The sequence below is a fragment of the Hydrogenophilus thermoluteolus genome (assembly GCF_003574215.1).
Taxonomy (GTDB): Bacteria; Pseudomonadota; Gammaproteobacteria; order Burkholderiales; family Rhodocyclaceae; genus Hydrogenophilus; species Hydrogenophilus thermoluteolus.
The window spans coordinates 1,927,639-1,953,697 of record NZ_AP018558.1 but is presented as its reverse complement, the minus strand read 5'-3'; the positions used below and the strand labels follow the sequence as shown (position 1 = coordinate 1,953,697).

Genomic DNA, 26,059 nt, shown 5'->3' with positions numbered 1-26,059 from the left:
CACCTCATGACAAGCATGGGCCAGATTGTTTGCGATATTTGCGCCACTTTTCGGCGAAAACGGCGAGCTGTGTGTTGCTTTTTTGCAACAAGAGGGCGTGGTCGCGTTTTTTCGCAACGCCAGCAATCCAAACGTCGCAAACCTGTTCGCGGTCGGCAACCCAAACGAGATGGGAGATGGGGTCAAACAGAGGCCGCGTCAGGAACGATTCGAACGAGACGGTGATGAGGTCTGCACTTTTGCCCGGGGTGAGCGAGCCGATTTCGTCGCCAAGCCCAAGCGCTTTCGCGCCGCCGAGCGTCGCCATTTCGAGTAGGGTTGCGGCGGGGAGTGCGGCGGCGTTTTTCTGGGTGAGTTTGGCAAGGAGCGCAGCGTGGCGCATCTCCCAAAACAGATCGAGCCGATTGTTGCTCGCGGCGCCGTCGCTGCCAAGCGCCGCGATGACGCCGTGCGCGTGCCAAGCGGTGACATCGGCGGCGCCGCTGGCGAGTTTCATATTGGAGGTGGGGCAATGGACGAGCGCGGCTCCGTATTTGCCCAACGTCACCAATTCGTCGCGATCGAGATGGACGCCGTGCGCGGCGATCACTTGCGGCGTTTCCAGGATGCCCGTGCGCGCGAGCCGTTCAAGCGGCGAGACGCCGAACTGCGCCAGCGACTGCGGCGTTTCGTTGGCCGTTTCGTTGAGGTGCAGGTGAACTGGGAGTTCCAGTTCGTTGGCGAGCGCCGCGATTCGGGCAAATGTGGCGTCACTGACGGTGTAGGGGGCATGGGGCGCCAGCGCAAAGGAGAGGAGCGGCGTGTCGCGCCATTTTTCCCAAGCGGCCAGCCCCTTTTCGAGGTAGGCGTCGGCGTCGTTGGCGTATGGAGTGGGGAACTCCAGCGTGACGAGCCCAAGCATCGCGCGCAGCCCCGCTTCATGAAACGCTTGCGCGGCAGCATCGGGGAAGAAGTACATGTCGAGCGCAGTGGTGATGCCGCCCGCGATCATCTCCGCAGCGGCGATCCAACTCCCTTCATAGACGAATTCGGGTGAGACGAGCGCCTGCTCCCGTGGCCAGATCGCTTCGTTGAGCCAGCGTTCGAGCGGCAGATCGTCGGCAATACCGCGCAACAGGGTCATCGCGGCGTGGGTATGGGCATTGACGAACCCCGGGAGCGCGACATGGTTTGGGCGAACGATCCATGGCCATTCCGATTGTGGATAGCGCGTTTGGGCTTCTGTGATGGGGAGCAACGTAGCGATGCGCCCCTCGGCGACGACGACGGCGTGGTCGGTGAGGACTGTGCCTGGGGGATCCATCGGGATCACCCAAGCAGCGGCCAAAACGAAGCGTTCCTGTATGGGTGGTTGGGGCGTCGTCGTGGGCCCATTTTGGCGATCTTGCGTGGCCATCGTCCGGTGTTCCTTGCTCTGGGTGGTAAAATCGGCATAACGAATCGCATGAGTGTACCGTATGGAGTCGATTGCGCGTGAAACCTTGGCGGTGAGCCTCGAAGAGGAGATGCGTCGCAGCTATCTCGATTACGCGATGAGCGTGATCGTGGGTCGAGCACTTCCCGATGCGCGGGATGGTTTGAAGCCGGTCCACCGGCGCGTGCTCTACGCGATGTATGAGTTGGGTAACGATTGGAACAAGCCGTACAAGAAATCGGCGCGCATCGTCGGGGATGTGATCGGTAAGTACCACCCGCACGGTGACTCCGCGGTCTATGATACCATCGTGCGCATGGCGCAGGATTTCAGCCTGCGCTATCCGTTGATCGATGGGCAAGGAAACTTCGGTTCGATCGACGGTGACGCCGCCGCGGCGATGCGCTACACCGAAATTCGCATGGCGCGTATCGGGCACGAGTTGCTGGCCGATATCGACAAAGAGACCGTCGATTTCGGGCCGAACTACGACAACTCCGAGCGCGAACCGTTGGTGTTGCCAACGCGTGTGCCCAATCTGCTGATCAACGGCGCAAGCGGTATCGCCGTGGGGATGGCGACCAATATCCCGCCGCACAATTTGAGCGAGGTGGTCGATGGTTGTCTCGCGCTGTTGGAAAACCCGGAACTCACCGTCGACGACCTGATGCGTTACATTCCCGCACCCGACTTTCCCACTGCTGGTTTGATCGTCGGCTTGGAAGGGGTGCGGGAAGGTTATCGCACCGGCCGTGGCCGCGTGGTGATGCGGGCACGCACCCATTTCGAAACCATCGGTAAGGGGGCATCCGAGCGTCCGGCGATCATCATCGACGAGTTGCCGTATCAGGTCAATAAACGGACCCTTCTGGAGCGCATCGCCGAACTCGTCAATGAGAAACGGATCGATGGGATCAGCGAAATCCGCGACGAGTCCGACAAATCGGGCATGCGGGTGGTGATCGAACTCAAGCGCGGCGAGCATCCCGAGGTGGTCTTGAACCATCTTTTCAAATTGACGCAATTGCAAGACACCTTTGGGATGAACCTGGTCGCGCTCGTCGACGGGCGTCCGCGCACGCTGAATCTCAAGGAATTAGTCGAGTGCTTCCTCGACCACCGGCGTGAGGTGGTGACGCGGCGCACGGTCTTCGAACTGCGCAAGGCGCGTGAGCGCGCCCATATCCTCGAAGGGTTGGCGGTGGCGTTGGCGAACGTCGATGAGATCATCGCGCTCATCAAGGCGTCTCCTACGCCTGCTGCGGCGAAAACGGCATTGCTGTCGCGCCGTTGGCGCTCGCCTCTGGTCGAGGAGATGCTCTCGCGTGCCGTTGCCGACGCCCGTGCCTACCGGCCGGAAGGGTTGCCTGCCGAGTTCGGGTTGGCACAACAGGGGTATCGGTTGAGCGAAGCGCAAGCCGACGCGATCCTGGCGTTGCGCTTGCAGCGGCTTACCGGTCTCGAGCAGGAGAAGATCCTCAACGAATACCGCGAGGTGATCGACCGCATCACCGATCTGCTCGATATTTTGGCGCGGCGTGAGCGGGTGACTGCGATCATTGCCGACGAGTTGCGTGACGTGAAAGCGCGTTTCGGTGACCCGCGGCGCAGCGAGATCGTGACCGAAGCGGACGAAATCCGATTGGAGGATTTGATCGCGCCGCACGAAACCGTGGTGACGCTGACCCATTCGGGGTATGTCAAGCGGCAGCCGCTCGACGACTATCGCGCGCAACGGCGCGGCGGGCGTGGAAAATTGGCGGCGAGCACCAAAGAGGACGATTTTGCCGAACAGCTCTTCGTTGCGAACTCCCACGACTGGGTGCTCTGTTTTTCGAGCCGTGGGCGGGTCTACTGGTTGCGCGTGTTCGATCTGCCCGAAGGGGGGCGGACCGGCCGTGGCAAGCCGATCGTCAATTTGCTGCCGATCCAGCCTGGGGAACAGATCCAGGCGGTATTGTCGGTGAAAACGTTTGCCAGCGACGCGTTCGTCTTCTTTGCCACAGCGCAAGGAGTGGTGAAGAAAACTGCGCTCGATGCGTTCGCCAATCCGCGTAAAGCGGGCATCATCGCGTTGGGGCTCGACGACGGCGACCGCCTGATCGGGGTAGCGATCACCGATGGTGATGCCGACGTGATGCTGCTTTCCGACGCCGGTAAAGCGGTGCGGTTTTCCGAACACGACGTGCGTCCGATGGGTCGGGAAGCGCGCGGGGTGCGCGGGATGCAGCTGGAAGAGGGGCAGCGGGTCGTGGCGATGGTTGCGGTGGCGCAGCCAGACGAGGATGCGAGTCTGCTTTTGGCGACCGAAAACGGCTTTGGCAAGCGGACCGCGGTTGCCGAATTCACCCGCCACAGCCGCGGCACCAAAGGGATGATCGCGATTCAGACGAGTGCCCGCAACGGCAAATTGGTCGGCGCATGTCTGGTGCGCCCCGGGGATGAGGTAATGCTGATGTCCCAAAACGGTGTCGTGATTCGGACCCGAGTCGATGACATCCGCGAATTGGGGCGTGCAACCCAAGGCGTGACGTTGATGGCGCTCGACGCCAACGACCGTCTGGCGGCGGTGGTGAAAGTCGCGCAAGGGCCAAACGGCGAAACGGACGAATGTGACGGGTAACCGGAAAGGGAAGTAGGAAGTACGGAGCGGGATAACGAGAAACACGGTGAGGGGTGGTGCGATGCGGGTATTCAATTTCAGTGCCGGGCCGGCGACTTTGCCGCAACCCGTGCTCGAACAGGTGCAGCGCGAACTTTTGGATTGGCACGGCATCGGGTCGAGTCTGATCGAAGTGAGCCACCGCGGGCCGCACTTTTCTGCGGTGCGGGATGAAGCGGAGGCTCGGTTGCGCCAGCTTTTGGCGATTCCAGACGATTACGCGGTGTTGTTTTTACAAGGTGGCGCGACGTTGCAATTCGCGCAAGTAGCGATGAACCTCTTGCGTGGGGGTTCCGCCGATTACATCGTCACGGGCGCGTGGTCACAAAAGGCCTACCGCGAAGCCTTGCGGTTGGCGCCGGCGTTGGGGGGAAAGGTGCGGCTCGCGGGTTCTACCGAAGAGAGCGGGTTCACCCGGGCGCCGCGTGCCGACGAGCTCGACCTCGATCCCAACGCGAGTTACGTGCACGTATGCACCAACGAAACGATTCATGGCGTCGAATGGCTCGATCTCGACGCGATTGCCGCCACAGGCGTGCCGATCGTCGCCGATATGAGTTCGCACCTGTTGTCGCGGCCGATCGATGTGCGCCAATTCGGTTTGATCTACGCGGGGGCGCAAAAGAACGTCGGCCCCGCTGGGGTGACGATCGTGATCGTGCGCCGTGACCTCATCAACGACCCGTGGGTGGGTACGCCGTCGGTGATGCAGTACGCGGCGCAGGACGCCAACCAGTCGATGTTGAATACCCCGCCCACCTTCGCGATCTACGTGGCGAACCTCGTGTTTGCCTGGCTCGAGGCGCAAGGCGGTGTTGCGGCGATCGAAACGGTCAATCGACGGAAAGCGGAAAAACTCTACGCTGCAATCGACGCGCTGCCGCTCTATGAGAATCGAGTCGAGGTGCCGTGGCGCAGCCGCATGAACGTGCCTTTCCGGTTGCGGGACGAATCGCTGAACGAACGGTTTTTGCACGAGAGCGACGCGGCTGGGCTCAAATACCTCAAAGGACACAAAATGGTCGGCGGGATGCGGGCGTCGATCTACAACGCGATGCCCGAAGAGGGGGTCGACGCGTTGGTGGCGTTCCTACACGATTTTGCCGCGCGCCACACCGCTTGACGGCTGATGGGAACTGGTAGGGAGCGGATGATCATGGAGGCGTCGGAGAAAGCAACCGAAGACCCGGCGTGGCGGGAGCGGGAACTCATAGCGGTGCGGCAGCGGATCGACGCGATCGATGCCGAAATTTTGCGTCTGTTGTCGGAACGGGGCGAATGCGCCCGGCGCATCGGTGCGCTCAAAGGCGAGGGGGTCATCTACCGTCCTGAGCGAGAGGCCGACGTGTTGCGCCGCCTGATCGCCGCGAATCCCGGACCCCTGCCGAACGAAGCGGTGCGGGTGATTTTTCGCGAGGTGATGTCGGCGTGTCTGGCGCTCGAACAGCCGCTGCAAGTCGGGTTCCTCGGTCCTTGGGGAACGTTCTCTGAGATGGCGGCACGCAAACACTTCGGTTCGGCGCCTCATTTCCACCCGATGACCACGATCGACGAAGTCTTTCGCGAGGTCGAAGCGGGCAACCTCGACTATGGGGTTGTCCCGATCGAAAATTCGGCCGAAGGGGCGGTTGGGGTGACCCACGACCTGCTGCTTCTGCACCCCCTCAAGATCTGCGGCGAGGCGTTGCTGCGCGTCCACCAACATTTGATGGGACAGGTTCCGTCGCTGCGGGCGGTGAAGCGGGTTTATTCGCACGCGCAGAGTTTAGCGCAATGTCATGAGTGGCTCAACCTCCATCTTCCCGACGCGGCCCGGATCCCAGTGGGGAGCAACGCCGAGGCGGCGCGGATGGCGGCCGAAGACCCCGACGGCGCGGCGATTGCCGGTGCGGCGGCGGCAGAACGGTACGGGTTGCCGATCCTCGCGCACAACATCGAGGACGACCCCAACAATACGACGCGCTTTCTGGTGATTGCGAAGCACGACGCCGGGCCTTCGGGCAAGGACAAGACGTCGCTCGTCTGTTCCGCGCCGAACCGCCCAGGAGCGATGCACCGTTTGTTGGAGCCGTTGGCCAAACATGGTGTCTCGATGACGAAACTCCAATCGCGGCCAGCCAAAGGGGGGCTTTGGGAGTACGTCTTCTTCATCGATATCGAAGGGCATCAAAGTGACCCGGAGGTGGCACAGGCGTTGGCGGAACTCGAGGAGCGTGCCGCATTCGTCAAACGACTCGGTTCCTATCCCGCCGCAATCGCCTGAGCGTCTGCACGGCAGCTTCCTTTTCATGATGACAACAACCCAGTGAGGTGACACGTGACCAATCGACCACACCAGGAACAGACGAGCGGGGTGCAGCGATCGGTATTGCCGCATGTCCCCGCAGCGATTCGAGCGCTTGCCCCCTATCAGCCCGGAAAACCGATCGAAGAGTTGGCGCGGGAACGGGGTCTGGATCCCGATCGGATCATCAAATTGGCATCGAACGAAAATCCGCTGGGGATGAGCCCGAAAGCGATGGCTGCGGTAGGCGCGGCGTTGGCCGACGGAGCACGCTATCCCGACGGCAATGGTTTTGCGTTGAAAGCAGCGCTTGCCGAACGTTTCGGACTGGCACCGGAACGAATCGTCTTGGGGAATGGCTCCAACGATGTGCTGGAGCTGGTGGCGCGGCTCGTGCTCCAACCGGGAACGAGTGCGGTCTTCTCCCAATATGCGTTCGCAGTCTATCCCTTGGTGACCCAAGCGTTGGGGGCGCGAGCGATCGTCGTGCCCGCGCGGGATTACGGCCACGATTTGGACGCGATCGCTGAAGCGATCGCCGAGGATACCCGTATCGTTTTCGTTGCCAACCCGAACAACCCAACAGGCACCTTCGTGCCCGGGGAGGTTATCGAGCGGTTTTTGCACCGCGTCCCCGCAGACGTGCTCGTCGTGCTGGACGAAGCCTATACCGAATACCTTGAACCCGCCGACCGCTACGACAGTTTCGCGTGGCTCGAACGCTTTCCCAATCTGGTGGTGACGCGCACCTTCTCGAAAGCGTACGGTCTGGCCAGTTTGCGTGTCGGTTACGCGGTGGCAGACCCCGCGGTTGCTGATGCGATGAACCGCATCCGACAGCCCTTCAACGTCAATAGCTTCGCGCTCGCGGCTGCGACCGCGGCGCTGGCGGATACGCGCTTTTTGGCGGAGAGTGTCGCGGTGAATCGCGAGGGGTTGCGGCAGCTGACCGAAGGGTTCGAGGCGCTGGGTTTGTCCTACCTGCCGTCGAAAGGCAACTTCGTCGCGGTTCGGGTCGGCGATGCGGCGCGGGTAAATGACGCGCTGTTGGACCGCGGCATCATCGTGCGGCCGATTGCCGGTTATGGGATGCCTCAGTGGCTTCGGGTCTCGGTTGGGTTGCCGGAAGAGAATGCGCAGTTTTTGGCTGCGCTTGCTTCGATCCTAAAGGAGCGGTCGTGAGCAATCCGGAATCGCGAGCAACGGCGTCACTCAAGCGGTTGGTGGTGGTGGGCGTCGGCCTCATCGGTGGGTCGTTTGCATTGGCGCTGAAACGCGCGGGTCTCGTTGCCGAGGTAGTGGGTCTGGGGCGCCGCGAAGCGACGCTGGAGCGCGCGCAGCGCCTTGGCGTGATCGACTGGGGTACGACCGAACCGAAAGCGGCCGTGGCTGGCGCCGATTTGGTCTTCTTGGCGATGCCCGTTGGGCAGACGCGGACGATCGTGCAGACGATCGCACCGCATCTTGCTCCAGAGACGATCGTTACCGACGCGGGAAGCACCAAACAAAACGTCGTCGAAGCGTTCTACCTCGATTTGCCGGATCATCTGGCGCGTGCCGTGCCGGGGCATCCGATCGCGGGAAAGGAGCAAAGTGGCCCCGACGCGGCCGACGCCGCGCTCTTCGTCGACCGCAAGGTGGTACTGACGCCGCTACCGGAAAACGACCTTGAAGCGGTGGCGCGCGTGACCGCGCTCTGGGCGGCTTGCGGCGCGGAAGTTCGGACCATGACGCCGCAGGAGCACGACCGTGTTTTTGCGGCGGTGAGCCATTTGCCTCATGTGCTCTCGTACGCGCTCGTTCACGAATTGGCGGGGCGCGCCAACGCCGAGACGCTCTTCGATTACGCCGCGGGGGGGTTTCGTGACTTCACGCGCATCGCCGGTTCCCACCCGGAGATGTGGCGCGACATCTGCTTGGCCAACCGACAGACGATCCTCGCGGAGCTCGACGAATACCTCTCAGAACTGGCGTGGATCCGAGCGCTCTTGATGAGTGGCAACGGAGATGGGCTCTATCGTCTGTTCGCCGCGGCGAGCGAAGCGCGTAATCGTTGGGCGGTGGCGCGCGAACGGGCAACGGAGGGGCCGGAGTGAGCGAACGCATTCCACATCTGGATCTGCCGCCCGCGTGTGCCGCGGCAGGAACGGTTCAATTGCCCGGCAGCAAAAGCATCTCGAATCGCGTGCTGTTGTTGGCGGCACTCGCGCACGGCACAACCCGTCTTTACGACCTGCTCGATGCAGACGATACCGCACGCATGCGCGAAGCGCTCACAGCGCTGGGCGTCACGTTACAACCGCAACCGGACGGCGCGCTCGACGTCCTAGGTTGTGGTGGCCGTTTCCCCAACCGCGAGGCGTCGCTCTTTCTGGGGAACGCGGGTACCGCGTTTCGGCCACTGACTGCGGCGCTCGCGGTGCTGGGAGGGGATTACCGCCTCGACGGTGTGGCGCGGATGCGCGAACGCCCGATCGGCGATTTGGTCGATGCTCTGGCGCGGTGGGGGTGTCAGATCGATTACCTTGGGACGCAGGGATATCCGCCACTTCGCATCGGTGAACGCCAAAGCGTTGCGGCACCTGCGGTCACCCGCGTGCGCGGCAACGTCTCGAGCCAGTTCCTCACCGCGTTGCTGATCGCCGCGCCGCTCTTGGGACAAGAGGCGGTGATCGAGGTGGACGGGACGCTCATTTCCCAACCCTACGTGGCGATGACGATTGCGCTGATGGCGCACTTCGGGGTGACGGTAGATCGCGAGGGGTGGCAGCGTTTCGTCGTTCCCGCAGGCAGTCGCTACCGTTCTCCTGGAACCTGGTACGTCGAAGGAGACGCCTCGTCGGCCTCCTACTTTCTGGCGCTCGGAGCGCTGGGGGGTGGGCCCGTGCGCGTCGTCGGCGTCGGGGAAAAGAGTGTTCAAGGCGATGTCGCGTTTGCCGACGCGCTCGCGCAAATGGGTGCGCGGGTGCGCAAAGGGGAGAATTGGATCGAAGCCGCGGCGCCCGAAGGATTCGATCCGATGGGCGGAGCCGCGCCACGGCTGCGGGCATTGACCTATGATGCGACCGCGATCCCCGACGCAGCGATGACTTTGGCAGCGCTTGCGCTCTTCGGTGACGGGACAAGCCGCTTGACGGGGATCGGCAGTTGGCGGGTGAAGGAGACCGACCGGATCGCGGCGATGGCTGCCGAGCTCACCAAAGTGGGTGCAACGGTCGCTTGTGGCGACGATTGGCTCGAGGTGACGCCACCTGCGACGTGGCGCGCTGCGACGATTGCCACGTACGACGACCACCGAATGGCGATGGCGATGTCGCTTACCGCGTTTGGCGACTGCTACCAGCGGATTCTCGACCCGGCGTGCGTGAACAAAACTTTTCCCACCTATTGGGCGTGTTATCGGGCGATCGTGCGTCCGGTGCCTGTAGTGGCGATCGACGGCCCCAGTGCGTCGGGGAAAGGAACGGTCGCGGCGCGGGTCGCAGCCGCGTTGGGTTGGCACACCCTCGACAGCGGGGCCGTCTACCGGGCGCTCGCATGGCTGGCACTGGAAAAGGGTGTCGCACTCGACGACCCTGCGGCGCTCGTTGCGCTGGCTGGCACCGCACGGCTCGAATTTCGGGACGGTGGGGTTGCGGTAAATGGGGTCGATGTCGGGGATGCGATCCGTACCGAAGCGGTGTCGTGCGCGGCGTCGCGCATCGCGACGCTGCCTGCGGTGCGTGACGCGTTGCTGGCGTTGCAACGCGCCAGTCGGCGGCGTCCCGGGCTGGTCGCCGACGGGCGCGATATGGGCAGTGTCGTCTTTCCGGACGCGTGCGTCAAGGTCTTTCTCACCGCGTCGCCCGAGGTGCGCGCCGAGCGGCGTTATAAGCAGTTGATCGCAAAAGGATTCAATGCTAACATTGACCAATTGCGTCGGGAACTGGCGGCGCGCGATGCCCAAGATCGGGCGCGCGCCGTGGCTCCGTTGCAAGCAGCACCGGATGCGCGGCAACTTGATACCACGGCGATGACCATCGACGAGGCGGTCGCGACGGTGCTCGAGTGGGTGCGTACGGCATGTGCCGTGAGCGATGCCGTACGTGTGGGGTAAATCAAACTTTTTTCACATTTTGGACAAACGCAACATGGATTCTGTTACCGCAGTCGCTGAACCAACCACCAACGAAAGTTTCGCTCAGCTCTTCGAAGAGAGCCTGATGCAGGAGTTCCGTCCTGGGCAAGTGATCACGGCCGAAGTGGTCGATATCGACGACAACTTCGTCGTCGTGAACGCCGGGCTGAAGTCGGAGAGCTACATTCCAAAAGAAGAGTTCCTCGACGCGAACGGCGAACTCGAGGTGAAGGTTGGCGACTTCGTCAAGGTGGCGATCGAAGCGCTGGAAGACGGTTATGGGGAAACCCGTCTGTCGCGTCGCCGCGCGAAGATGCTGGAAGCGTGGGACGAGATCGAGCGCATCTTCGAAGAGGGTCGGACCGTAACCGGACGGGTCACAGGGCGCGTCAAAGGCGGTTTGACCGTGAATGTGATGGGCCTGCGCGCCTTCTTGCCGGGTTCTCTCGTTGATATCCGCCCGGTGCGTGACACCACGCCGTTCGAAGGGCAAGAGCTCGAGTTCAAGATCATCAAAGTCGACCGCAAACGTAACAATATCGTCGTTTCGCGCCGCGCCGTGCTCGAAGAGCAGATGGGCAGCGAACGGGAGAGGATCCTCGAGTCGCTGGAAGAAGGCGCAGTGGTCCAGGGGGTGGTCAAGAACATCACCGATTATGGTGCGTTCGTCGATCTGGGTGGCATCGACGGGCTGCTACATATCACCGACCTCGCTTGGCGTCGTGTTCGCCATCCGTCCGAAGTGATCTCGGTGGGCGACGAAGTCACCGTGAAGGTGCTCAAGTTCGACCGCGAGAAGATGCGCGTTTCGCTTGGCATGAAGCAGCTCGGTGACGACCCGTGGGTGGGCATCGCGCGCCGTTATCCAGCGGGGACCCGTCTCTTCGGTAAGGTCACGAACCTCACCGACTACGGTGCATTCGTCGAGATCGAACCGGGGATCGAAGGGTTGGTGCACGTCTCCGAGATGGATTGGACCAACAAGAATATCCATCCGACCAAAGTGGTCCAAGTGGGCGACGAAGTCGAGGTCATGGTGCTCGAAATCGACGAAGAACGCCGTCGGATTTCGCTCGGGATCAAGCAGTGCAAGCCGAACCCGTGGGAAGAGTTCGCGCACAACCATCAAAAGGGCGACAAAGTGCGCGGTCAGATCAAATCGATCACCGATTTCGGGGTTTTCGTCGGTCTCGAAGGGGGGATCGATGGGCTGGTGCACCTTTCCGACCTTTCTTGGACCGAACCTGGCGAAGTGGCGGTGCGCCGCTACAAGAAGGGCGACGAGGTCGAAGCGGTCGTGTTGGGGATCGACGTCGAACGGGAGCGGATTTCGCTTGGGATCAAGCAGCTCGAGGGTGACCCCTTCACCAACTACATTGCGATGAATCCGAAAGGGACCGTCGTCAAAGGGAAGGTGAAGTCGGTCGAGCCGAAGGGGGCGGTGATCCAGCTCGACGACGAAGTCGAAGGCTACCTGCGCGCTTCCGAGTTCGCGATCCATCGGGTCGACGACCTCACCCAAGAGTTGAAAGAGGGCGACGAGATCGAAGCGGTGATCACCAACGTCGACCGGAAGAACCGCTCGATTCAGTTGTCGGTGAAAGCGAAAGAGCAGGCCGAGCAAGACGAAGCGATGAACCGGATCGCTGCCGAACAGCCTGCGGCGCCGGCGACGCTTGGCGACCTGATCAAAGCCAAGCTGAACGAGCAGAAACGGTAAATTGGCGCAGCCATGACACGATCCGAGCTGATCGCGGCATTGGCTGCTCAGTTTTCCCAATTGCCTCCGCAGGATGTCGACACCGCGGTGCGCGTGTTGTTGCAGACGATGTGCGATACGCTCGCCAAGGGTGGGCGGATCGAAATTCGCGGCTTCGGGAGCTTCACGCTGCACCGTCGGCCGCCGCGGATGGGGCGTAACCCGAAAACGGGTGAAGTGGTTGCGGTGCCTGCGAAATGGTCACCGCATTTCAAGCCCGGCAAGACGCTGCGCGAGCGGGTCGATGCGGCAAAATCGGGAAATAATTAAGGAGCAGTGATGAAGCGGCTGATAATCCTCGTCCTCTTCGTGGTGGTGTTCGCGGTCGTGGGCGCGCTTGCGTTTCGCAACCACCACAACGTCTTTTTTCACGCGTTGATCTGGCAGGGCGAGGTGCCGCTCGTTTGGTTGCTCGTGGGGGCATTTGCGTTGGGGGTGGTTCTCACGCTTTTGCTCTTTTTCCCTGCGGCGTTGCGTCAGCGGTGGCAGCTCTGGCGCGCCCGGCGGGAAGTGGCCTGCTTGTCTCGGCAGCAGCTTATGACTCCTGAGACGCACTGACGCATGATCTGGGATCAATGGTGGTACGCGCTCCTCATTGGGGCGCTTTTTTTTGCCTTGGGTTGGATCGCCGGACGGATCGATCTCCGTGCGGTGACACGAGCGGCGAGTCAACTCCCACGCGCCTACCTGACGGGGCTCAACCACCTGTTGCACGGGCGGCGGGATCAAGCGCTCGAAGCCTTACTTGCTGCGGCCGAACTCCACCCGGGACCGGTCGAACTGCAACTTGCGTTGGCGGCGCTGATGCGCGACCGGGGCGAGTACGAGCGGGCGATCGCGATTCATCGGGCGCTTGCGGCGCGATCCGAGTTGACGGCACAGCAGCGTGACGAGGTGATCGCGGAGCTGGCGCTCGACTACCATCGGGCGGGTTTTTTGGATCGGGCTGAAGCGGCGTACCGACAGATGCTGGGCGGTCCGCGCGATGGCTGGGCGCGCGCGGCGCTCGTTGCGATCCTGCAAACCGAACGCGATTGGAACCAGTGTCTCGCGCTGCTCGAAGCGGCACCGGAAGCGTTGCCCCACGCGCAACTTTTGCAGATGCATTTGCACTGTGAACTGGCCCAGGAAGCGATTTCCCGCGAAGACTGGGCGACGGTGGCGCACCATTGGCGAGCCGCGTGCGAGGCAGGGGGCGGACAGGCGCTCCGGACGTTACTGGTCGAAGGGGAGTGGCGCCTCGCCACCCAGGACGAAGCTGGTGTTCGTTCTGTTTGGGAGCGGATCGAGCGCATCCACCCCGACGGCTTGGCGTTGGTGCTGGACAAATGGCTCAGTGCGCTGCCCGTCGAGCAGTGGCCGACGGTCTTGCCGGTCGTTCGCCGATGGTTTCAGCGTTTTCCGCAGATCGACGCCTGGGCGCGGTACGTCGATGTGGAGCTGCAGTGCGGTTCTGCCGATGAGGCGTTTCGCCGTTTACAGGAAGCGATGCGGGTATCGCCCGACTTGATGGTGCTGGACGCCTATTTGCGCCTTGTCGTCTGGATGGTGCCGGAAGGGTGGCGGGTCGAGGTCGATCGGGTCCGTTCGCTGGTGCATGGGTATGTGGAGCGGCTGGCGCGCTATCATTGCCAAAAGTGTGGGTTCAAAGCCAAGCAGCACCATTGGCGCTGCCCCGCATGTGGCGAGTGGGGGACGTTCCCACCACGGCGAACGGTGGCTTTTGAGGGGAGTCGAGCGCAATGACAACACAGGAACCAAAGATGGAATTTCCAACGATCGAAGCGTTTGTGGGCAATACACCGTTGGTTCGGTTGCAGCGGATTACCGCTGGCAAGAACAATACGATCCTGGCGAAATTGGAAGGGAACAACCCCGCCGGGTCGGTGAAAGATCGTCCGGCGATCTCGATGATCCGGCAGGCTGAAGCGCGTGGCCGGATCAAGCCTGGCGACACCCTGATCGAGGCAACCAGCGGCAACACCGGAATCGCGTTGGCGATGGCGGCGGCGATTCGCGGGTACCGGATGATCCTGGTGATGCCGGAAAACCAGAGCGTGGAACGGCGCCAGACGATGCGCGCGTTTGGCGCTGAGCTCGTCCTGACGCCCAAGGATGGGGGGATGGAGTTGGCGCGCGACGTCGCGGAGCAGATGGAGCGTGAGGGCAAAGGGATCATCCTCAACCAGTTCGCGAACCCAGACAATCCTCTCGCGCACTATACCGGGACCGGGCCGGAGATTTGGGAACAGACCCACGGACGCATCACCCATTTCGTTTCCAGTATGGGGACCACGGGAACGATCATGGGGGTGTCGCGTTTCCTCAAAGAGAAAAACCCGGCGATCCAGATCATCGGGTGCCAACCGGACGAGGGCTCGCAGATACCCGGGATCCGCAAGTGGCCGCCGGAGTACTTGCCGAAAATCTTTGAGCCCCATCGCGTCGACCGGCTGGAGTATGTCTCGCAAGCCGAGGCTGAGGCGATGACGCGGCGCTTGGCTCGCGAAGAGGGGATCTTTGCGGGAATCTCTTCGGGCGGCGCGTTGGCGGTGACGCTGCGCATCGCGGAAACTCTGTCCGATGCGGTGATCGTGTTCATCGTTTGTGATCGGGGGGATCGGTATTTGTCAACTGGGGTTTTCCCTGCTTGACGGATTGCGCTAAAATAGATTGGTTTGTCCGTCTTTTGGCTCGATCCGCACTCAGAAGGAAGCACGATGTCCGAGCACGATTGGAAAGAAGGGCTCTACCGCCCGCATCTCGAACACGACGCCTGTGGGGTGGGTTTCGTCGCCCACATCCGCGGTGAGAAACGCCATGAATTCATCTTGCAAGGGCTCGAGATCCTCAAGAATCTCGATCACCGCGGCGCGGTGGGCGCCGATCCGCTGCAAGGCGATGGCGCAGGCATTCTGATCCAAATTCCCGATCGCCTCTACCGCGAAGAGATGGCGAAGCAAGGGGTGACCTTGCCGCCGGCGGGAGAGTACGGCGTCGGAATGATTTTCCTGCCCAAGGAGCCCGCTGCACGCCGTGCCTGTGAAGAGGCGCTCGAGCGCGCTGTCGTCGCGGAAGGGCAGGTGGTGCTCGGATGGCGTGACGTCCCGGTCAATCACGAAATGCCGATGTCGCCCGCGGTGAAGGCGAAAGAGCCGGTGATTCGCCAGCTCTTCATCGGACGCGGCCCCAACGTGATGGTGACCGATGCGCTTGAGCGCAAGCTTTACGTGATCCGTCGCCGCGCGGCGAACGCGATCCTGTCGCTCAAGCTCGAACACGCCAAAGAGTTCTACGTCCCGTCGTTCTCGGCGCGCACTGTCGTCTATAAGGGGCAACTGTTGGCGCATCAAGTGGGCGAGTACTACCGGGATCTCGTCGATCCACGCTGCGAATCGGCGTTGGCGTTGGTGCATCAGCGTTTCTCGACCAATACTTTCCCGGAATGGCGGTTGGCGCACCCGTTCCGCTTCATCGCCCACAACGGCGAGATCAATACGCTACGCGGCAACTACAACTGGATGCGCGCGCGCGAACGCGGAGTCTCTTCTACGCTCTTGGGGCACGACCTGGAGAAACTTTGGCCGATCATCTATCCCGGACAGTCCGATTCGGCGTCGTTCGACAACGCGCTGGAACTCCTGGTGATGGCCGGTTATTCGCTCGCCCACGCGATGATGATGCTGATCCCAGAGGCATGGGAAGCGCATACCAGAATGGACCCGCGTCGGCGTGCGTTCTATGAATACCACGCGGCGATGATGGAGCCGTGGGACGGCCCTGCCGCGGTGGCCTTCACCGACGGTCGCCAGATCGGTGCGACGCTCGACCGCAACGGGTTGCGGCCAGCGCGCTATCTGATCACTGACGACGACGTCGTGGTGATGGCTTCTGAAGCCGGAGTCTTGCCGATCCCCGAAGAGCGGATCGTGCGCAAATGGCGGCTACAGCCGGGGCGGATGTTCCTCATCGACATGGCGCAAGGGCGAATCATCGAAGACGAAGAGTTGAAGACGACGCTTGCCAACGCCAAACCGTATCGCGAGTGGTTGGAGCGGATCAACATCCATATCGACTCGTTGCCGGTGCCCGGCGCGTCGTCGATCGCCGCGGGTTTGAGCAAACAGCCGATCCTCGATCTGCAACAGGCGTTCGGTTATACCCACGAGGACCTGAAATTCATCCTTGAGCCGATGGCGAAAACGGGTGAAGAGGCGGTCGGGTCGATGGGCAACGACGCGCCGCTCGAGGTGCTCTCGAACCGACCGAAGCCACTCTACCACTACTTCCGGCAACTGTTCGCGCAGGTGACCAACCCACCGATCGACCCGATTCGCGAACAGTTGGTGATGTCGCTGGTTTCGTTCATCGGGCCGAAGCCCAATATCCTCGAACTCAACGAGATCAACCCGCCGTACCGGCTCGAAGTGCCGCAGCCGGTGCTCGATTTTGCCGCGATGGCGAAGGTGCGTGAGATCGCCCGTTTCACCGACGGCCGCTTCAAGAGCTTCGAGCTCGACCTCACCTACCCCGTTTCCTGGGGCAAAGAGGCGGTCGAAGCGTTCTTGGCGTCGCTGCAGGCGCAAGCCGAGGATGCGGTGCTCAATGGGTACAACATCCTGATCCTTTCCGACCGCAAAGTCGATCGCGAACGGGTCGCGGTGCCGGCGCTTCTTGGACTCTCCGCGGTGCATCAGCACCTGGTGAACAAAGGGTTGCGCACCCGCACCGGGTTGGTGGTCGAAACCGGATCGGCGCGTGAAGTCCACCACTTCGCGGTTTTGGCCGGGTACGGTGCCGAGGCGGTGCATCCCTACCTGGCGCTCATGACGCTCAAAGAGCTCGCCAATGGCGACGAAGCGCTCGAAGCGAAATACATCCAGCACTTCATCAAGGCGGTAGGCAAAGGCCTGATGAAGGTGATGTCGAAGATGGGGATCTCCACCTACATGTCCTATACCGGGGCGCAAATCTTCGAGGCGGTGGGGATCCAGCAAGCGGTGTGTGACAAATACTTCACCGGGACGGTCAGTCAGGTGGAAGGGATCGACCTCTTCACGATCATGGAAGAGGCGATCCGCATGCACCAAGCGGCGTACGGCAAGGATCTGACGCTCGAAAAGATGCTCGACGTCGGCGGGGAATACGCGTGGCGCCATCGCGGCGAAGAGCACATGTGGACGCCGGAGGCGATCGCGAAGATGCAACACGCGGTGCGCACCGGCAAGTTCGAAACCTACGCCGAATACGCGAAGATCATCAACGATCAGTCGAAGCGGCTGATGACCTTGCGCGGGCTCTTCCAGTTCAAGAAAGCGGCCGAGCCGGTGCCCCTCGACGAAGTGGAGCCAGCGAGCGAAATCGTCAAACGGTTCGCAACCGGCGCGATGTCGCTCGGTTCGATTTCGACCGAGGCGCACACCACGCTTGCGATCGCGATGAACCGCATCGGCGGGAAATCGAACACCGGCGAGGGTGGGGAGGACCCGGCGCGGTTTGCCCCGATCACGCGCGACACGACACTCGCGGAAGTGCTCGGCAAAGACCGCGTCGTGCGGGATATTCCGCTCAAAGCGGGGGATAGCCTGCGCTCTGCGATCAAGCAGGTGGCGTCAGGCCGCTTTGGAGTGACCACCGAATACTTGGTGAATGCCGACCAGATCCAGATCAAGATGGCGCAAGGGGCCAAGCCGGGCGAAGGCGGGCAACTGCCGGGGCACAAAGTCTCCGAGTACATCGGCTTCCTGCGCCACTCGGTGCCGGGGGTCGGATTGATTTCGCCGCCGCCGCACCACGACATCTATTCGATCGAGGATCTGGCGCAGCTCATCCATGACCTCAAGAACGTCAATCCGAACGCGTCGATCTCGGTGAAACTGGTCTCCGAAGTGGGGGTCGGCACCGTTGCAGCGGGTGTGGCGAAGGCGAAAGCCGACCACATCGTGATCGCCGGGCACGACGGCGGCACCGGCGCGTCGCCGCTGTCGTCGATCAAGCACGCGGGGACGCCGTGGGAGCTTGGCCTGGCCGAAACGCAGCAGACGTTGGTGCGCAACCGCTTGCGTGGTCGGGTGCGACTGCAAGTGGATGGTCAGATGAAGACGGGGCGTGACGTGGTGATCGGGGCGCTGTTGGGCGCCGACGAATTCGGCTTTGCCACCGCACCGTTGGTTGCCGAAGGGTGCATCATGATGCGCAAGTGCCACTTGAACACCTGTCCGGTGGGGGTGGCAACGCAAGACCCGGAACTGCGCCGCCGCTTCGTCGGTCAGCCCGAGCACGTGATCAACTACTTCTTCTTCGTCGCCGAAGAGGTGCGGCAGTTGATGAGCGAACTCGGGGTGCGCCGTTTCGACGAGCTTATCGGCCGAGCGCACGAACTCCTCGAGATGCGCCCGGCGATCGACCATTGGAAAGCCAAAGGGCTCGACTTTTCGCGCATCCTCGCCAAGCCCAAGGGCTACGGCGAAACCCCCCATTATCACTGCGAAACGCAGGATCATGGGCTCGAGAAAGCGCTCGACCATCAGTTGATCCGCGAGGCGCAACCGGCGCTGACGCGGGGCGACGCCGTGCGCATCGACCTGCCGGTGCGCAACGTCAACCGTACCGTCGGGGCGATGCTCTCCGGGGAGGTGGCGAAGCGCTACGGCCACAAAGGGCTGCCGAACGATACGATCCACGTGACGTTGCGCGGCACCGCGGGCCAGAGCTTCGCGGCGTTCCTCGCGCGCGGGATCACCTTCGATCTCATCGGTGAAGCGAACGACTACGTGGGTAAAGGGCTTTCGGGCGGTCGCGTGATCGTGCGTCCGTCGCCCGAGTTCCGGGGAGAACCGACCCAAAACATCATCGTTGGGAATACGGTGCTCTACGGGGCGATCGAAGGGGAAGCCTATTTCTGTGGCGTTGCCGGTGAGCGTTTCGCGGTCCGTAATTCGGGCGCCGTCGCGGTCGTCGAAGGGGTGGGCGATCACGGCTGCGAATATATGACCGGGGGTACAGTGGTCGTTTTGGGGCGCACCGGACGCAACTTCGCCGCCGGGATGTCCGGTGGCATCGCTTACGTCCTCGACGAGGATGGCACGTTTGCGGAGCGGTGCAACCTCGCGATGGTGGCGCTGGAACCGTTGCCGGACGAGATCGCTGCGCGCGCCGAGTGTGACTGCGGCCCAGAGCTCGAGTCGCACGGGTTCGTCGCGATCGACCACCTGACGATGGGTGACGAATTGATCCTCAAAGGGTTGATCGAGCGGCATGCCCATTTCACGGGCAGCCGCCGCGCGAAAGAGATCTTGGCCCACTGGAGTCACTGGCGGAGCCGTTTCGTCAAGGTCTTCCCGCACGAATACCGTCGCGCACTCGGCGAGATGGCGCAGGCACGGGAAACGCAGTCCGCTTGATCGATAAGGGAAAACAACGATGGGTAAACCAACCGGTTTTCTGGAATTTGCGCGCATTTCCGAGGCGTACGAAGCGCCCGAGGTGCGGGTCAAATCGTTCAAAGAGTTCGTGCATCGCCTCACCGACGAACAGGCGAAGATTCAAGGTGCGCGGTGCATGGATTGTGGGATCCCGTTCTGCAACAACGGCTGCCCGGTGAACAACCTCATCCCTGACTGGAACGACCTCGTCTATCGCGGTAAGGTCCGCGAGGCGGTGACGGTGCTGCACAGCACCAACAACTTCCCGGAATTCACCGGTCGCATCTGTCCGGCACCGTGCGAGGCGGCCTGCACGCTCAACCTCGACGACAACCCCGTCGGTATCAAATCGATCGAGCGGTATATCGCCGATACCGGTTGGGAACACGGCTGGATCGTTCCGGAACCGGCGCGTGAAAAGACCGGAAAGCAGATCGCGGTGGTCGGCTCGGGCCCGGCAGGGCTGGCGTGTGCCCAGCAGTTGGCGCGTGCCGGACACAGCGTTACCGTGTTCGAAAAGAGCGACCGCATCGGGGGGCTGCTGCGCTACGGGATTCCCGACTTCAAACTTGAAAAGTGGCAGATCGACCGCCGGATCGCGCAGATGGAGGCAGAAGGGGTGGTGTTTCGCACCCGCGTGCGTGTCGGGCCGCCGTTGCCCGAAGCGGTGAACGACGACGCCACCGAGTCGATCACTCCAGAAGAATTGCGGGCGCAGTTCGACGCCGTGGTCCTTGCGGTCGGGTCGGAAGTGCCGCGCGATCTCGACGTGCCGGGGCGGACGCTTGCGGGCATCCATTTCGCGATGAAGTTCCTTACGCCGCAAAACAAAGCGGTCGCGGGGGATCAACCCAATCCCATCGACGCCAAAGGCAAGCACGTGATCGTGATCGGTGGCGGGGATACCGGCGCCGACTGTACCGGGACGAGTCTGCGCCAAGGGGCGCTTTCGGTCACCCAGCTCGAACTGTTGCCCAAACCGCCGGAAAAGGAAGAAAAGCTCGTGACCTGGCCCTATTGGCCGCACAAACTGCGGACCTCGACCTCGCACGAAGAGGGGCGGGTCGTCCGCGAGTGGGCGGTGATGACCAAAGCGTTCCTGGGGGACGAGCACGGGCGCGTGCGAGCGATTAGCTTGGCGCGGCTCGACTGGTCGAGCGGCAAGCCGGTCGAGATCCCCGACAGCGAATTCGAACTGCCTGCCGACCTCGTCTTCTTGGCGATGGGGTTCGTCCATCCGGCGCAGGAACTCCTCGATGCGTTCGGGATCGAAAAGGACGCGCGCGGCAACGCGGCTGCGGCAACCGATGGGCCCAACGCCTACGCAACGAACGTACCTGGTGTCTTCGTCGCGGGGGACTGCCGCCGCGGACAATCGCTCGTGGTCTGGGCGATTCGCGAAGGGCGGCAGTGCGCACGGGCCGTCGACGAGGCGCTGATGGGAACGTCGATCCTGCCGCGGTGATTCTTGCCTAGGCAGGCTACCCAATCAGGGCGCCTACCCTTTGGATGAGGGGGCGCCCTTGTCATTTGTGGAGGGGTGATGACGGATACGCAAGACGAACGAAAGGTCGCAGTTCGCCTGGCGGGGGTGTTTGCGCTCCGTATGGTGGGGCTCTTTTTGGTATTACCGGTGCTTGCCGACTACGCTCGCCATTTGCCGGGTGGCGATTCGGCGTCGGCGGTGGGGCTGGCGTTGGGGGTCTATGGGCTGACCCAAGCGCTGCTTTTGCTGCCGCTTGGCTGGGCATCCGACCGTTGGGGGCGCAAACCGATCATCTATTTTGGGTTGGTGCTGTTCGTGCTCGGTGGGGTGTTAGCGGCGTGGGCACCGACCGTGCATTGGCTGGTTGCGGCGCGCGCGATTCAAGGGGCCGGAGCGATTTCGTCCGCAGTGACCGCGCTCGTCGCCGATTTGACCGCTCCAACGTTTCGCACGCGCGCGATGGCGATGATCGGGGCGTCGATCGGGTTGGCGTTTGCGGGGTCGCTGGCGGTGGCGCCGTGGCTCTACGGGGTGATCGGGATGCGCGGCATCTTTCTCCTCACCGCAGTGATGGGAGTGCTGGCGCTCGTGATGGTGGCGCGCGGAGTGCCCAATCCGCCGCCGCCAGCCCCAACGCACAGTGCGTCGCACGGGGAAGCGGAACGCCGGGGTTTTGCGGTCGTCTTGCGGGATTCCCGCTTGCTGCGTCTCGATTTCGGCGTCTTTTGCCTGCACTTCGTTCAGATGGCGATGTGGGTAGTCGTTCCCGCCCTGTTGGTCGCACAGGCTGGGTTGCCGGTATCGGCCCACTGGCAGGTCTATGCGGTCGCGGTGGTGGTCGCGTTGCTCGTGATGGTGCCGCTGGTGATCCTCGCGGAGAAGCGGGGGAAAATCGCTGCGGTCTATCGGGGGGCGGTGCTGTTGCTGGTCGCGGTGCAACTGGGGTTCGCCCTGTTGGCCTTTTTCCCGGACCGCAGCGGCCTGTGGTCGTTGGGTGTAGCGCTCACGCTTTTTTTCGTCGCGTTCAACGTGCTCGAAGCGACCCAGCCGTCGTGGATTTCGAAAGTGGCACCACCGCGATACAAAGGGGCAGCGTTGGGGGTCTATAACACGCTGCAGTCGTTGGGGCTTTTCGCGGGCGGAGCATTCGGCGGTTGGGTAGCGCAACACTGGGGGCGTGGTGCGCTCTTCCTTGCCTGCGCCCTGGCAGGGGTTTTGTGGTATGCTTCCGCGCAACGGCTCTCTCCCCCGGCAGAGGGCATCGAGGAGGCAAATCATGGCATCGGTCAATAAAGTCATTCTGGTCGGTAATCTCGGGCGCGACCCCGAAACGCGGTATCTGCCCAGCGGTGAGCCGGTGGTGAATCTCTCAGTGGCGACGTCGGAACGGTGGCGTGACAAGCAAACCGGTGAGATGCGCGAACAGACCGAGTGGCACCGCGTCGTCTTCTTCGGGCGGCAGGCGGAGGTCGCCGCGCAGTATCTGCGCAAAGGCTCGCCCGTCTATATCGAGGGGTCGATCCGCACGCGCAAATGGACGGACCAGAACGGACAAGAGCGTTATACGACCGAAATCCGTGGCGATACCTTCAAAATGCTGGGTTCGCGCGGGGGCAGCGAAGGCGACGTGCCGATGCAACCGGCGGCAGCTCCGGCTGCGCAACCGTCTGGCGCGCCCAGTGCCGCGGCGGCGCCGTTCGTCGATAATGGCTTTGCCGACGACGATATCCCGTTCTGACGATTATGTCCGAAACGGTGGTGTGGGACGATCGTGGCGTTGCCACGATCGATACCGGTTATCTTCGCTCCAATCTCGCTGCAGTCTATCTCTTGGCAGCGGGAAACGAAGCGGCGTTCTTCGATACGGGCGTCAATAGCGCGTTGCCGCGTTACCTGGAAACTCTGGCCAGAAGCGGAATCGCGCCGGAAGCGGTCCGTTATCTTTTTCTCACCCATATCCACCTCGACCATGCGGGGGGGACGGGGCAGTTGTTGGCTGCGCTTCCCAACGCGCAGGTGGTGGTCCATCCGCGCGGCGCGCGCCATCTGATCGACCCTTCGCGCCTGTGGCAGGCAACGTGTGCCGTCTACGGTGAAGCGCAAGCCTTTGCGCTCTACGGTTACCTGATGCCCGTGCCCGAAGAGCGGGTGATCCCGGCAACGGAGGGTCAGCGGTTCACCGTTGGCGATCACACCATCGTGGCGTTCGACGCGCCGGGACACGCGCGCCATCACCTCTTTTATTGGGACGAAACGGCGCGGATCGTGTTTACGGGCGACACGTTGGGGTTGTCGTACCGGGAGCTCGACGTCGAGGGGCGCCCGACGGTGGTCCCGACCACGACGCCAAGCGAGTTCGACCCGGATGCGCTCGTGGCGACGACGAACCGCATCGCCGCGCTTGCGCCGGAAAAGGCGTACCTCACCCATTTTGGCGGGGTGACCGAAGTGGCGCGTCTGGTTGCGGAGCACAACCGCTTGGTCGATGCGTACGTCGGGATCGCCCGTTCGGCGCGTGGCGAGGGGACGACGCGTCACCTCGAGATCTTGGAGGGGCTGCGGGCGTTGATGCTCGAAGAGGGGGAACGCCAAGGGTGGCCGCTTACCGGCGAGATGTTACTCGAGTTCCTCGCGTGGGATCTCGAATTGAACGCGCAGGGGTTGGGCATTTGGCGCGATCGGACCGTCCGCGCCGTCTGACGGCGCTCGCCAACCTCTTTGGCGCTGAAGGTGTGGCACGCCTCACTGACGCGCACGTGGCGGTGGTCGGTCTGGGCGGTGTCGGTTCGTGGGCGGCCGAGGCGTTGGCGCGTAGCGGCGTGGGACGCCTCACGCTCATCGATATGGACGTGGTCGTCGAAAGTAACCTCAACCGTCAGGTACAGGCGCTGCGCACCACCTGCGGGATGGCCAAAGTGACGGCGCTTGCCGAACGTTTTGCTCAGATTGCGCCTGAGCTTGACGTGCGTCCGGTCGATGCGTTCGTGACCCCGGACAATGTCGCGACGCTTCTTGCCGAGGCGCCCGATGGCGTGATCGATGCGACCGACGACGGCAAGGCGAAGGTTGCCCTTGCCTGTTGGGCGCGGGAAAGCGGCACCCCGTTGATCCTAGCGGGCGCTGCCGGCGGCAAACGCGACCCGACGCGGATTCGCTGTGCCGATCTCGCGTCGGCGATCCAAGATCCGTTGCTTGCGAAGGTGCGTAGCCGTCTGCGGCGCCTCTACGGTTTTCCCCGCGCGCCGCGCAAAATGGGCGTGAAGGTCGTTTTCAGCGACGAACCGATGGTGCGCGGCGCTGCCTGTGACGCGGCTGCGGGACTGGCGTGTGCCGGCTACGGTTCGGTGGTCACCGTGACCGGAGCGATGGGCTTTGCCGCCGCCCAATGGATGCTCGACCGGCTCATTGCGCGCTGAGCGCCTATGGTAAGATTCCCGAAAGAAGGGCCTTTTCCCTGATTCGAGAGCGCGATGCGGATCCTGATCAGTAACGACGACGGCTATTTTTCCCCGGGTATCGAAGCATTGGCACAAGCACTGCGTGCGTACGGCGAGGTGACGGTGGTCGCTCCGGAGCGCGACCGCAGTGGCGCAAGCAACTCCCTCACCCTCGACCGTCCGCTCATGCTGCGGCGCGCGCCCAATGGGTTCTGGTTCGTCAACGGCACACCGAGCGACTGCGTCCATTTGGCGGTCACCGGCATGCTCGACGTCGTTCCGGATATGGTCGTTTCCGGGATCAACCTCGGGGCGAACATGGGCGACGATACCATCTATTCGGGGACCGTCGCCGCTGCGATGGAAGGGTATCTGCTCGGGGTGCCTTCGTTGGCGATCTCACTGGTGAGTAAGAATCCGCAGTCGTTCGTGGCGGCTGCGGCGATTGCCGCCCAGTTGGTGGCGCGGGCGCAAGCGAACCCGTTGGGTCGGGTGCTTTTGAACGTCAATGTTCCCGACTTGCCGCTCGAGGCGATCAAAGGGATCGAAGTCACGCGGCTGGGGCGGCGCCACAAGGCGGAGCCGCTCATCAAGGGAACCAATCCGCGGGGGGAGACCGTCTATTGGATCGGCCCAGCAGGCGGAGCGGCCGACGCCGGACCGGGTACCGATTTCCATGCGGTGGAACAAGGCTACGTTTCGGTGACGCCGCTCCAGATCGACCTCACCGATTACGAGGGCATCGACGCGCTGCGCGCGTGGCTGGCGTAAGGAAGCAGCCCATGGCCCATCAGTTGCGTTGGCAGGAAGCGAACGAAACGGAGCGTGGCGATGCGCCGTTTCGCCGCCAACGCGACGCGCTGGTGCAGCAGTTGGCAGCCGAGGGAATTCGTGATCCGCGCGTGCTCGACGCGATGCGTCAAGTGCCGCGCCACCGGTTCGTCGATGCGGCGCTCCAATATCAAGCGTATGCGAATGTCGCGTTGCCGATCGGACATCGACAAACCATCTCACAACCCTATATCGTCGCACGGATGTTGGAATTGCTCCTCGCCCCGCCGCAGCCGAACAAGGTGCTCGAAATCGGGGTGGGGTGTGGGTATCAAACGGCCCTGCTCGCCCATTTGGTCCCCGAGGTGTTCGGTGTGGAGCGGATCCAGGCGCTGTTCGAACAGGCGAAAGCCAACCTGCGACCGTTTCGGTTCGCCAACGTGCGCTTGAAGTGGGGAGATGGCGCTGCGGGGTTGCCGGAAGCGGCGCCGTTCGACGCGATCCTCGTTGCGGCAGCGTGCGCGAAGCCTCCTGCGGCGTGGTTCGAACAGCTGGAGCCCCACGGCCGGATCGTTGCGCCGATGGGGGACGAGACGGCGCAGTGGTTGACGGTCTGGCAGCAGAAAAATGGGCAGTGGGTGGCAGAAACCGTCGAGCCGGTGCGGTTCGTGCCGCTCGTTGCCGGCGTGGAATAGGAGAACGGAC

Annotated in this window: 19 protein-coding genes and 1 pseudogene; 19 read left to right on the top strand and 1 reads right to left on the bottom strand. The window is 62.8% G+C overall.

All coding sequences use genetic code 11. The annotated features are described in order from the left end of the window. Positions 1 to 4: 4 nt before the first annotated feature. Positions 5 to 1,396, bottom strand: coding sequence for a TRZ/ATZ family hydrolase (locus HPTL_RS09475; RefSeq protein ID WP_119335758.1), 1,392 nt, complete (start codon positions 1,394 to 1,396; stop codon positions 5 to 7). A 61-nt stretch (positions 1,397 to 1,457) separates the two neighbouring features. Between HPTL_RS09475 and gyrA the strand changes: the two genes are divergently transcribed. The 19 genes and pseudogenes from gyrA (at position 1,458) to HPTL_RS09380 (ending at position 26,049) form a co-directional block, all read left to right on the top strand. Further along, a complete protein-coding gene (gene gyrA / locus HPTL_RS09470) occupies positions 1,458 to 4,037 on the top strand; it encodes a DNA gyrase subunit A (RefSeq protein WP_119335757.1) in 2,580 nt (859 codons plus the stop codon). A 61-nt stretch (positions 4,038 to 4,098) separates the two neighbouring features. Continuing rightward, positions 4,099 to 5,199 (top strand): 3-phosphoserine/phosphohydroxythreonine transaminase, encoded by a 1,101-nt coding sequence (serC, locus tag HPTL_RS09465; RefSeq protein WP_119335756.1) that lies wholly within the window; start codon positions 4,099 to 4,101, stop codon positions 5,197 to 5,199. Positions 5,200 to 5,232: 33 nt separating this feature from the next. Then, the gene (gene pheA / locus HPTL_RS09460; protein WP_119335755.1) at positions 5,233 to 6,339 is read left to right on the top strand and encodes a prephenate dehydratase; all 1,107 of its coding nucleotides are present in this window, start codon (positions 5,233 to 5,235) and stop codon (positions 6,337 to 6,339) included. 90 nt (positions 6,340 to 6,429) lie between these two features. Continuing rightward, entirely contained in the window at positions 6,430 to 7,542 is a 1,113-nt protein-coding gene (hisC, locus tag HPTL_RS09455) for a histidinol-phosphate transaminase (RefSeq protein WP_408610120.1), read from the top strand. Then, entirely contained in the window at positions 7,539 to 8,456 is a 918-nt protein-coding gene (locus HPTL_RS09450) for a prephenate dehydrogenase (RefSeq protein WP_197713669.1), read from the top strand. Before hisC ends, HPTL_RS09450 begins: the two co-directional genes overlap by 4 nt. An 8-nt stretch (positions 8,457 to 8,464) precedes the next feature. Next, the gene (locus HPTL_RS09445) at positions 8,465 to 10,456 is read left to right on the top strand and encodes a bifunctional 3-phosphoshikimate 1-carboxyvinyltransferase/cytidylate kinase (protein ID WP_119336168.1); all 1,992 of its coding nucleotides are present in this window, start codon (positions 8,465 to 8,467) and stop codon (positions 10,454 to 10,456) included. Positions 10,457 to 10,490: 34 nt separating this feature from the next. Next, the gene (gene rpsA, locus HPTL_RS09440; protein WP_119336167.1) at positions 10,491 to 12,197 is read left to right on the top strand and encodes a 30S ribosomal protein S1; all 1,707 of its coding nucleotides are present in this window, start codon (positions 10,491 to 10,493) and stop codon (positions 12,195 to 12,197) included. A gap of 12 nt (positions 12,198 to 12,209) precedes the next feature. Continuing rightward, a complete protein-coding gene (locus HPTL_RS09435; RefSeq protein ID WP_119335754.1) occupies positions 12,210 to 12,506 on the top strand; it encodes an integration host factor subunit beta in 297 nt (98 codons plus the stop codon). Between the two features lie 9 nt (positions 12,507 to 12,515). Continuing rightward, complete coding sequence (locus HPTL_RS09430) at positions 12,516 to 12,794, top strand: LapA family protein (RefSeq protein WP_119335753.1); 279 nt, start codon at positions 12,516 to 12,518, stop codon at positions 12,792 to 12,794. A gap of 3 nt (positions 12,795 to 12,797) precedes the next feature. Next, the gene (locus tag HPTL_RS09425) at positions 12,798 to 13,982 is read left to right on the top strand and encodes a hypothetical protein (protein WP_119335752.1); all 1,185 of its coding nucleotides are present in this window, start codon (positions 12,798 to 12,800) and stop codon (positions 13,980 to 13,982) included. 17 nt (positions 13,983 to 13,999) lie between these two features. Further along, positions 14,000 to 14,890, top strand: a complete 891-nt coding sequence (gene cysM / locus HPTL_RS09420) for a cysteine synthase CysM (protein WP_119335751.1) — start codon at positions 14,000 to 14,002, stop codon at positions 14,888 to 14,890. Between the two features lie 66 nt (positions 14,891 to 14,956). Further along, a pseudogene (locus tag HPTL_RS09415) lies at positions 14,957 to 19,367 on the top strand (glutamate synthase-related protein); the annotation flags it as partial. Between the two features lie 291 nt (positions 19,368 to 19,658). Beyond that, on the top strand, positions 19,659 to 21,125 hold the full coding sequence (locus HPTL_RS09410) for a glutamate synthase subunit beta (RefSeq protein WP_119335749.1): 1,467 nt from the start codon (positions 19,659 to 19,661) through the stop codon (positions 21,123 to 21,125). 78 nt (positions 21,126 to 21,203) lie between these two features. Beyond that, on the top strand, positions 21,204 to 22,439 hold the full coding sequence (locus HPTL_RS09405; protein WP_119335748.1) for an MFS transporter: 1,236 nt from the start codon (positions 21,204 to 21,206) through the stop codon (positions 22,437 to 22,439). Next, complete coding sequence (gene ssb / locus HPTL_RS09400) at positions 22,423 to 22,884, top strand: single-stranded DNA-binding protein (RefSeq protein ID WP_119335747.1); 462 nt, start codon at positions 22,423 to 22,425, stop codon at positions 22,882 to 22,884. The genes HPTL_RS09405 and ssb overlap by 17 nt, the downstream gene beginning before the upstream one ends. A gap of 5 nt (positions 22,885 to 22,889) precedes the next feature. Then, positions 22,890 to 23,846 (top strand): MBL fold metallo-hydrolase, encoded by a 957-nt coding sequence (locus HPTL_RS09395; RefSeq protein ID WP_119335746.1) that lies wholly within the window; start codon positions 22,890 to 22,892, stop codon positions 23,844 to 23,846. Next, on the top strand, positions 23,816 to 24,562 hold the full coding sequence (locus tag HPTL_RS09390; protein WP_119335745.1) for a tRNA threonylcarbamoyladenosine dehydratase: 747 nt from the start codon (positions 23,816 to 23,818) through the stop codon (positions 24,560 to 24,562). The genes HPTL_RS09395 and HPTL_RS09390 overlap by 31 nt, the downstream gene beginning before the upstream one ends. Before the next feature lie 54 nt (positions 24,563 to 24,616). Further along, positions 24,617 to 25,354 (top strand): 5'/3'-nucleotidase SurE, encoded by a 738-nt coding sequence (gene surE, locus HPTL_RS09385; RefSeq protein WP_119335744.1) that lies wholly within the window; start codon positions 24,617 to 24,619, stop codon positions 25,352 to 25,354. 11 nt (positions 25,355 to 25,365) lie between these two features. Beyond that, the gene (locus HPTL_RS09380) at positions 25,366 to 26,049 is read left to right on the top strand and encodes a protein-L-isoaspartate(D-aspartate) O-methyltransferase (protein ID WP_119335743.1); all 684 of its coding nucleotides are present in this window, start codon (positions 25,366 to 25,368) and stop codon (positions 26,047 to 26,049) included. Positions 26,050 to 26,059 lie beyond the last annotated feature (10 nt).

What these genes read in the sequence shown, in the direction of transcription:
- HPTL_RS09425 (WP_119335752.1), top strand. Translation starts at nt 12,798, where the DNA reads ATGATCTGGGATCAATGGTGGTACGCGCTCCTCATTGGGGCGCTTTTT.
- serC (WP_119335756.1), top strand. Translation starts at nt 4,099, where the DNA reads ATGCGGGTATTCAATTTCAGTGCCGGGCCGGCGACTTTGCCGCAACCC.
- HPTL_RS09380 (WP_119335743.1), top strand. Translation starts at nt 25,366, where the DNA reads ATGGCCCATCAGTTGCGTTGGCAGGAAGCGAACGAAACGGAGCGTGGC.
- rpsA (WP_119336167.1), top strand. Translation starts at nt 10,491, where the DNA reads ATGGATTCTGTTACCGCAGTCGCTGAACCAACCACCAACGAAAGTTTC.
- HPTL_RS09395 (WP_119335746.1), top strand. Translation starts at nt 22,890, where the DNA reads ATGTCCGAAACGGTGGTGTGGGACGATCGTGGCGTTGCCACGATCGAT.
- HPTL_RS09405 (WP_119335748.1), top strand. Translation starts at nt 21,204, where the DNA reads ATGACGGATACGCAAGACGAACGAAAGGTCGCAGTTCGCCTGGCGGGG.
- HPTL_RS09410 (WP_119335749.1), top strand. Translation starts at nt 19,659, where the DNA reads ATGGGTAAACCAACCGGTTTTCTGGAATTTGCGCGCATTTCCGAGGCG.
- pheA (WP_119335755.1), top strand. Translation starts at nt 5,233, where the DNA reads ATGGAGGCGTCGGAGAAAGCAACCGAAGACCCGGCGTGGCGGGAGCGG.
- cysM (WP_119335751.1), top strand. Translation starts at nt 14,000, where the DNA reads ATGGAATTTCCAACGATCGAAGCGTTTGTGGGCAATACACCGTTGGTT.
- gyrA (WP_119335757.1), top strand. Translation starts at nt 1,458, where the DNA reads ATGGAGTCGATTGCGCGTGAAACCTTGGCGGTGAGCCTCGAAGAGGAG.
- surE (WP_119335744.1), top strand. Translation starts at nt 24,617, where the DNA reads ATGCGGATCCTGATCAGTAACGACGACGGCTATTTTTCCCCGGGTATC.
- HPTL_RS09475 (WP_119335758.1), bottom strand. Translation starts at nt 1,396, where the DNA reads ATGGCCACGCAAGATCGCCAAAATGGGCCCACGACGACGCCCCAACCA.
- HPTL_RS09435 (WP_119335754.1), top strand. Translation starts at nt 12,210, where the DNA reads ATGACACGATCCGAGCTGATCGCGGCATTGGCTGCTCAGTTTTCCCAA.
- ssb (WP_119335747.1), top strand. Translation starts at nt 22,423, where the DNA reads ATGGCATCGGTCAATAAAGTCATTCTGGTCGGTAATCTCGGGCGCGAC.
- HPTL_RS09430 (WP_119335753.1), top strand. Translation starts at nt 12,516, where the DNA reads ATGAAGCGGCTGATAATCCTCGTCCTCTTCGTGGTGGTGTTCGCGGTC.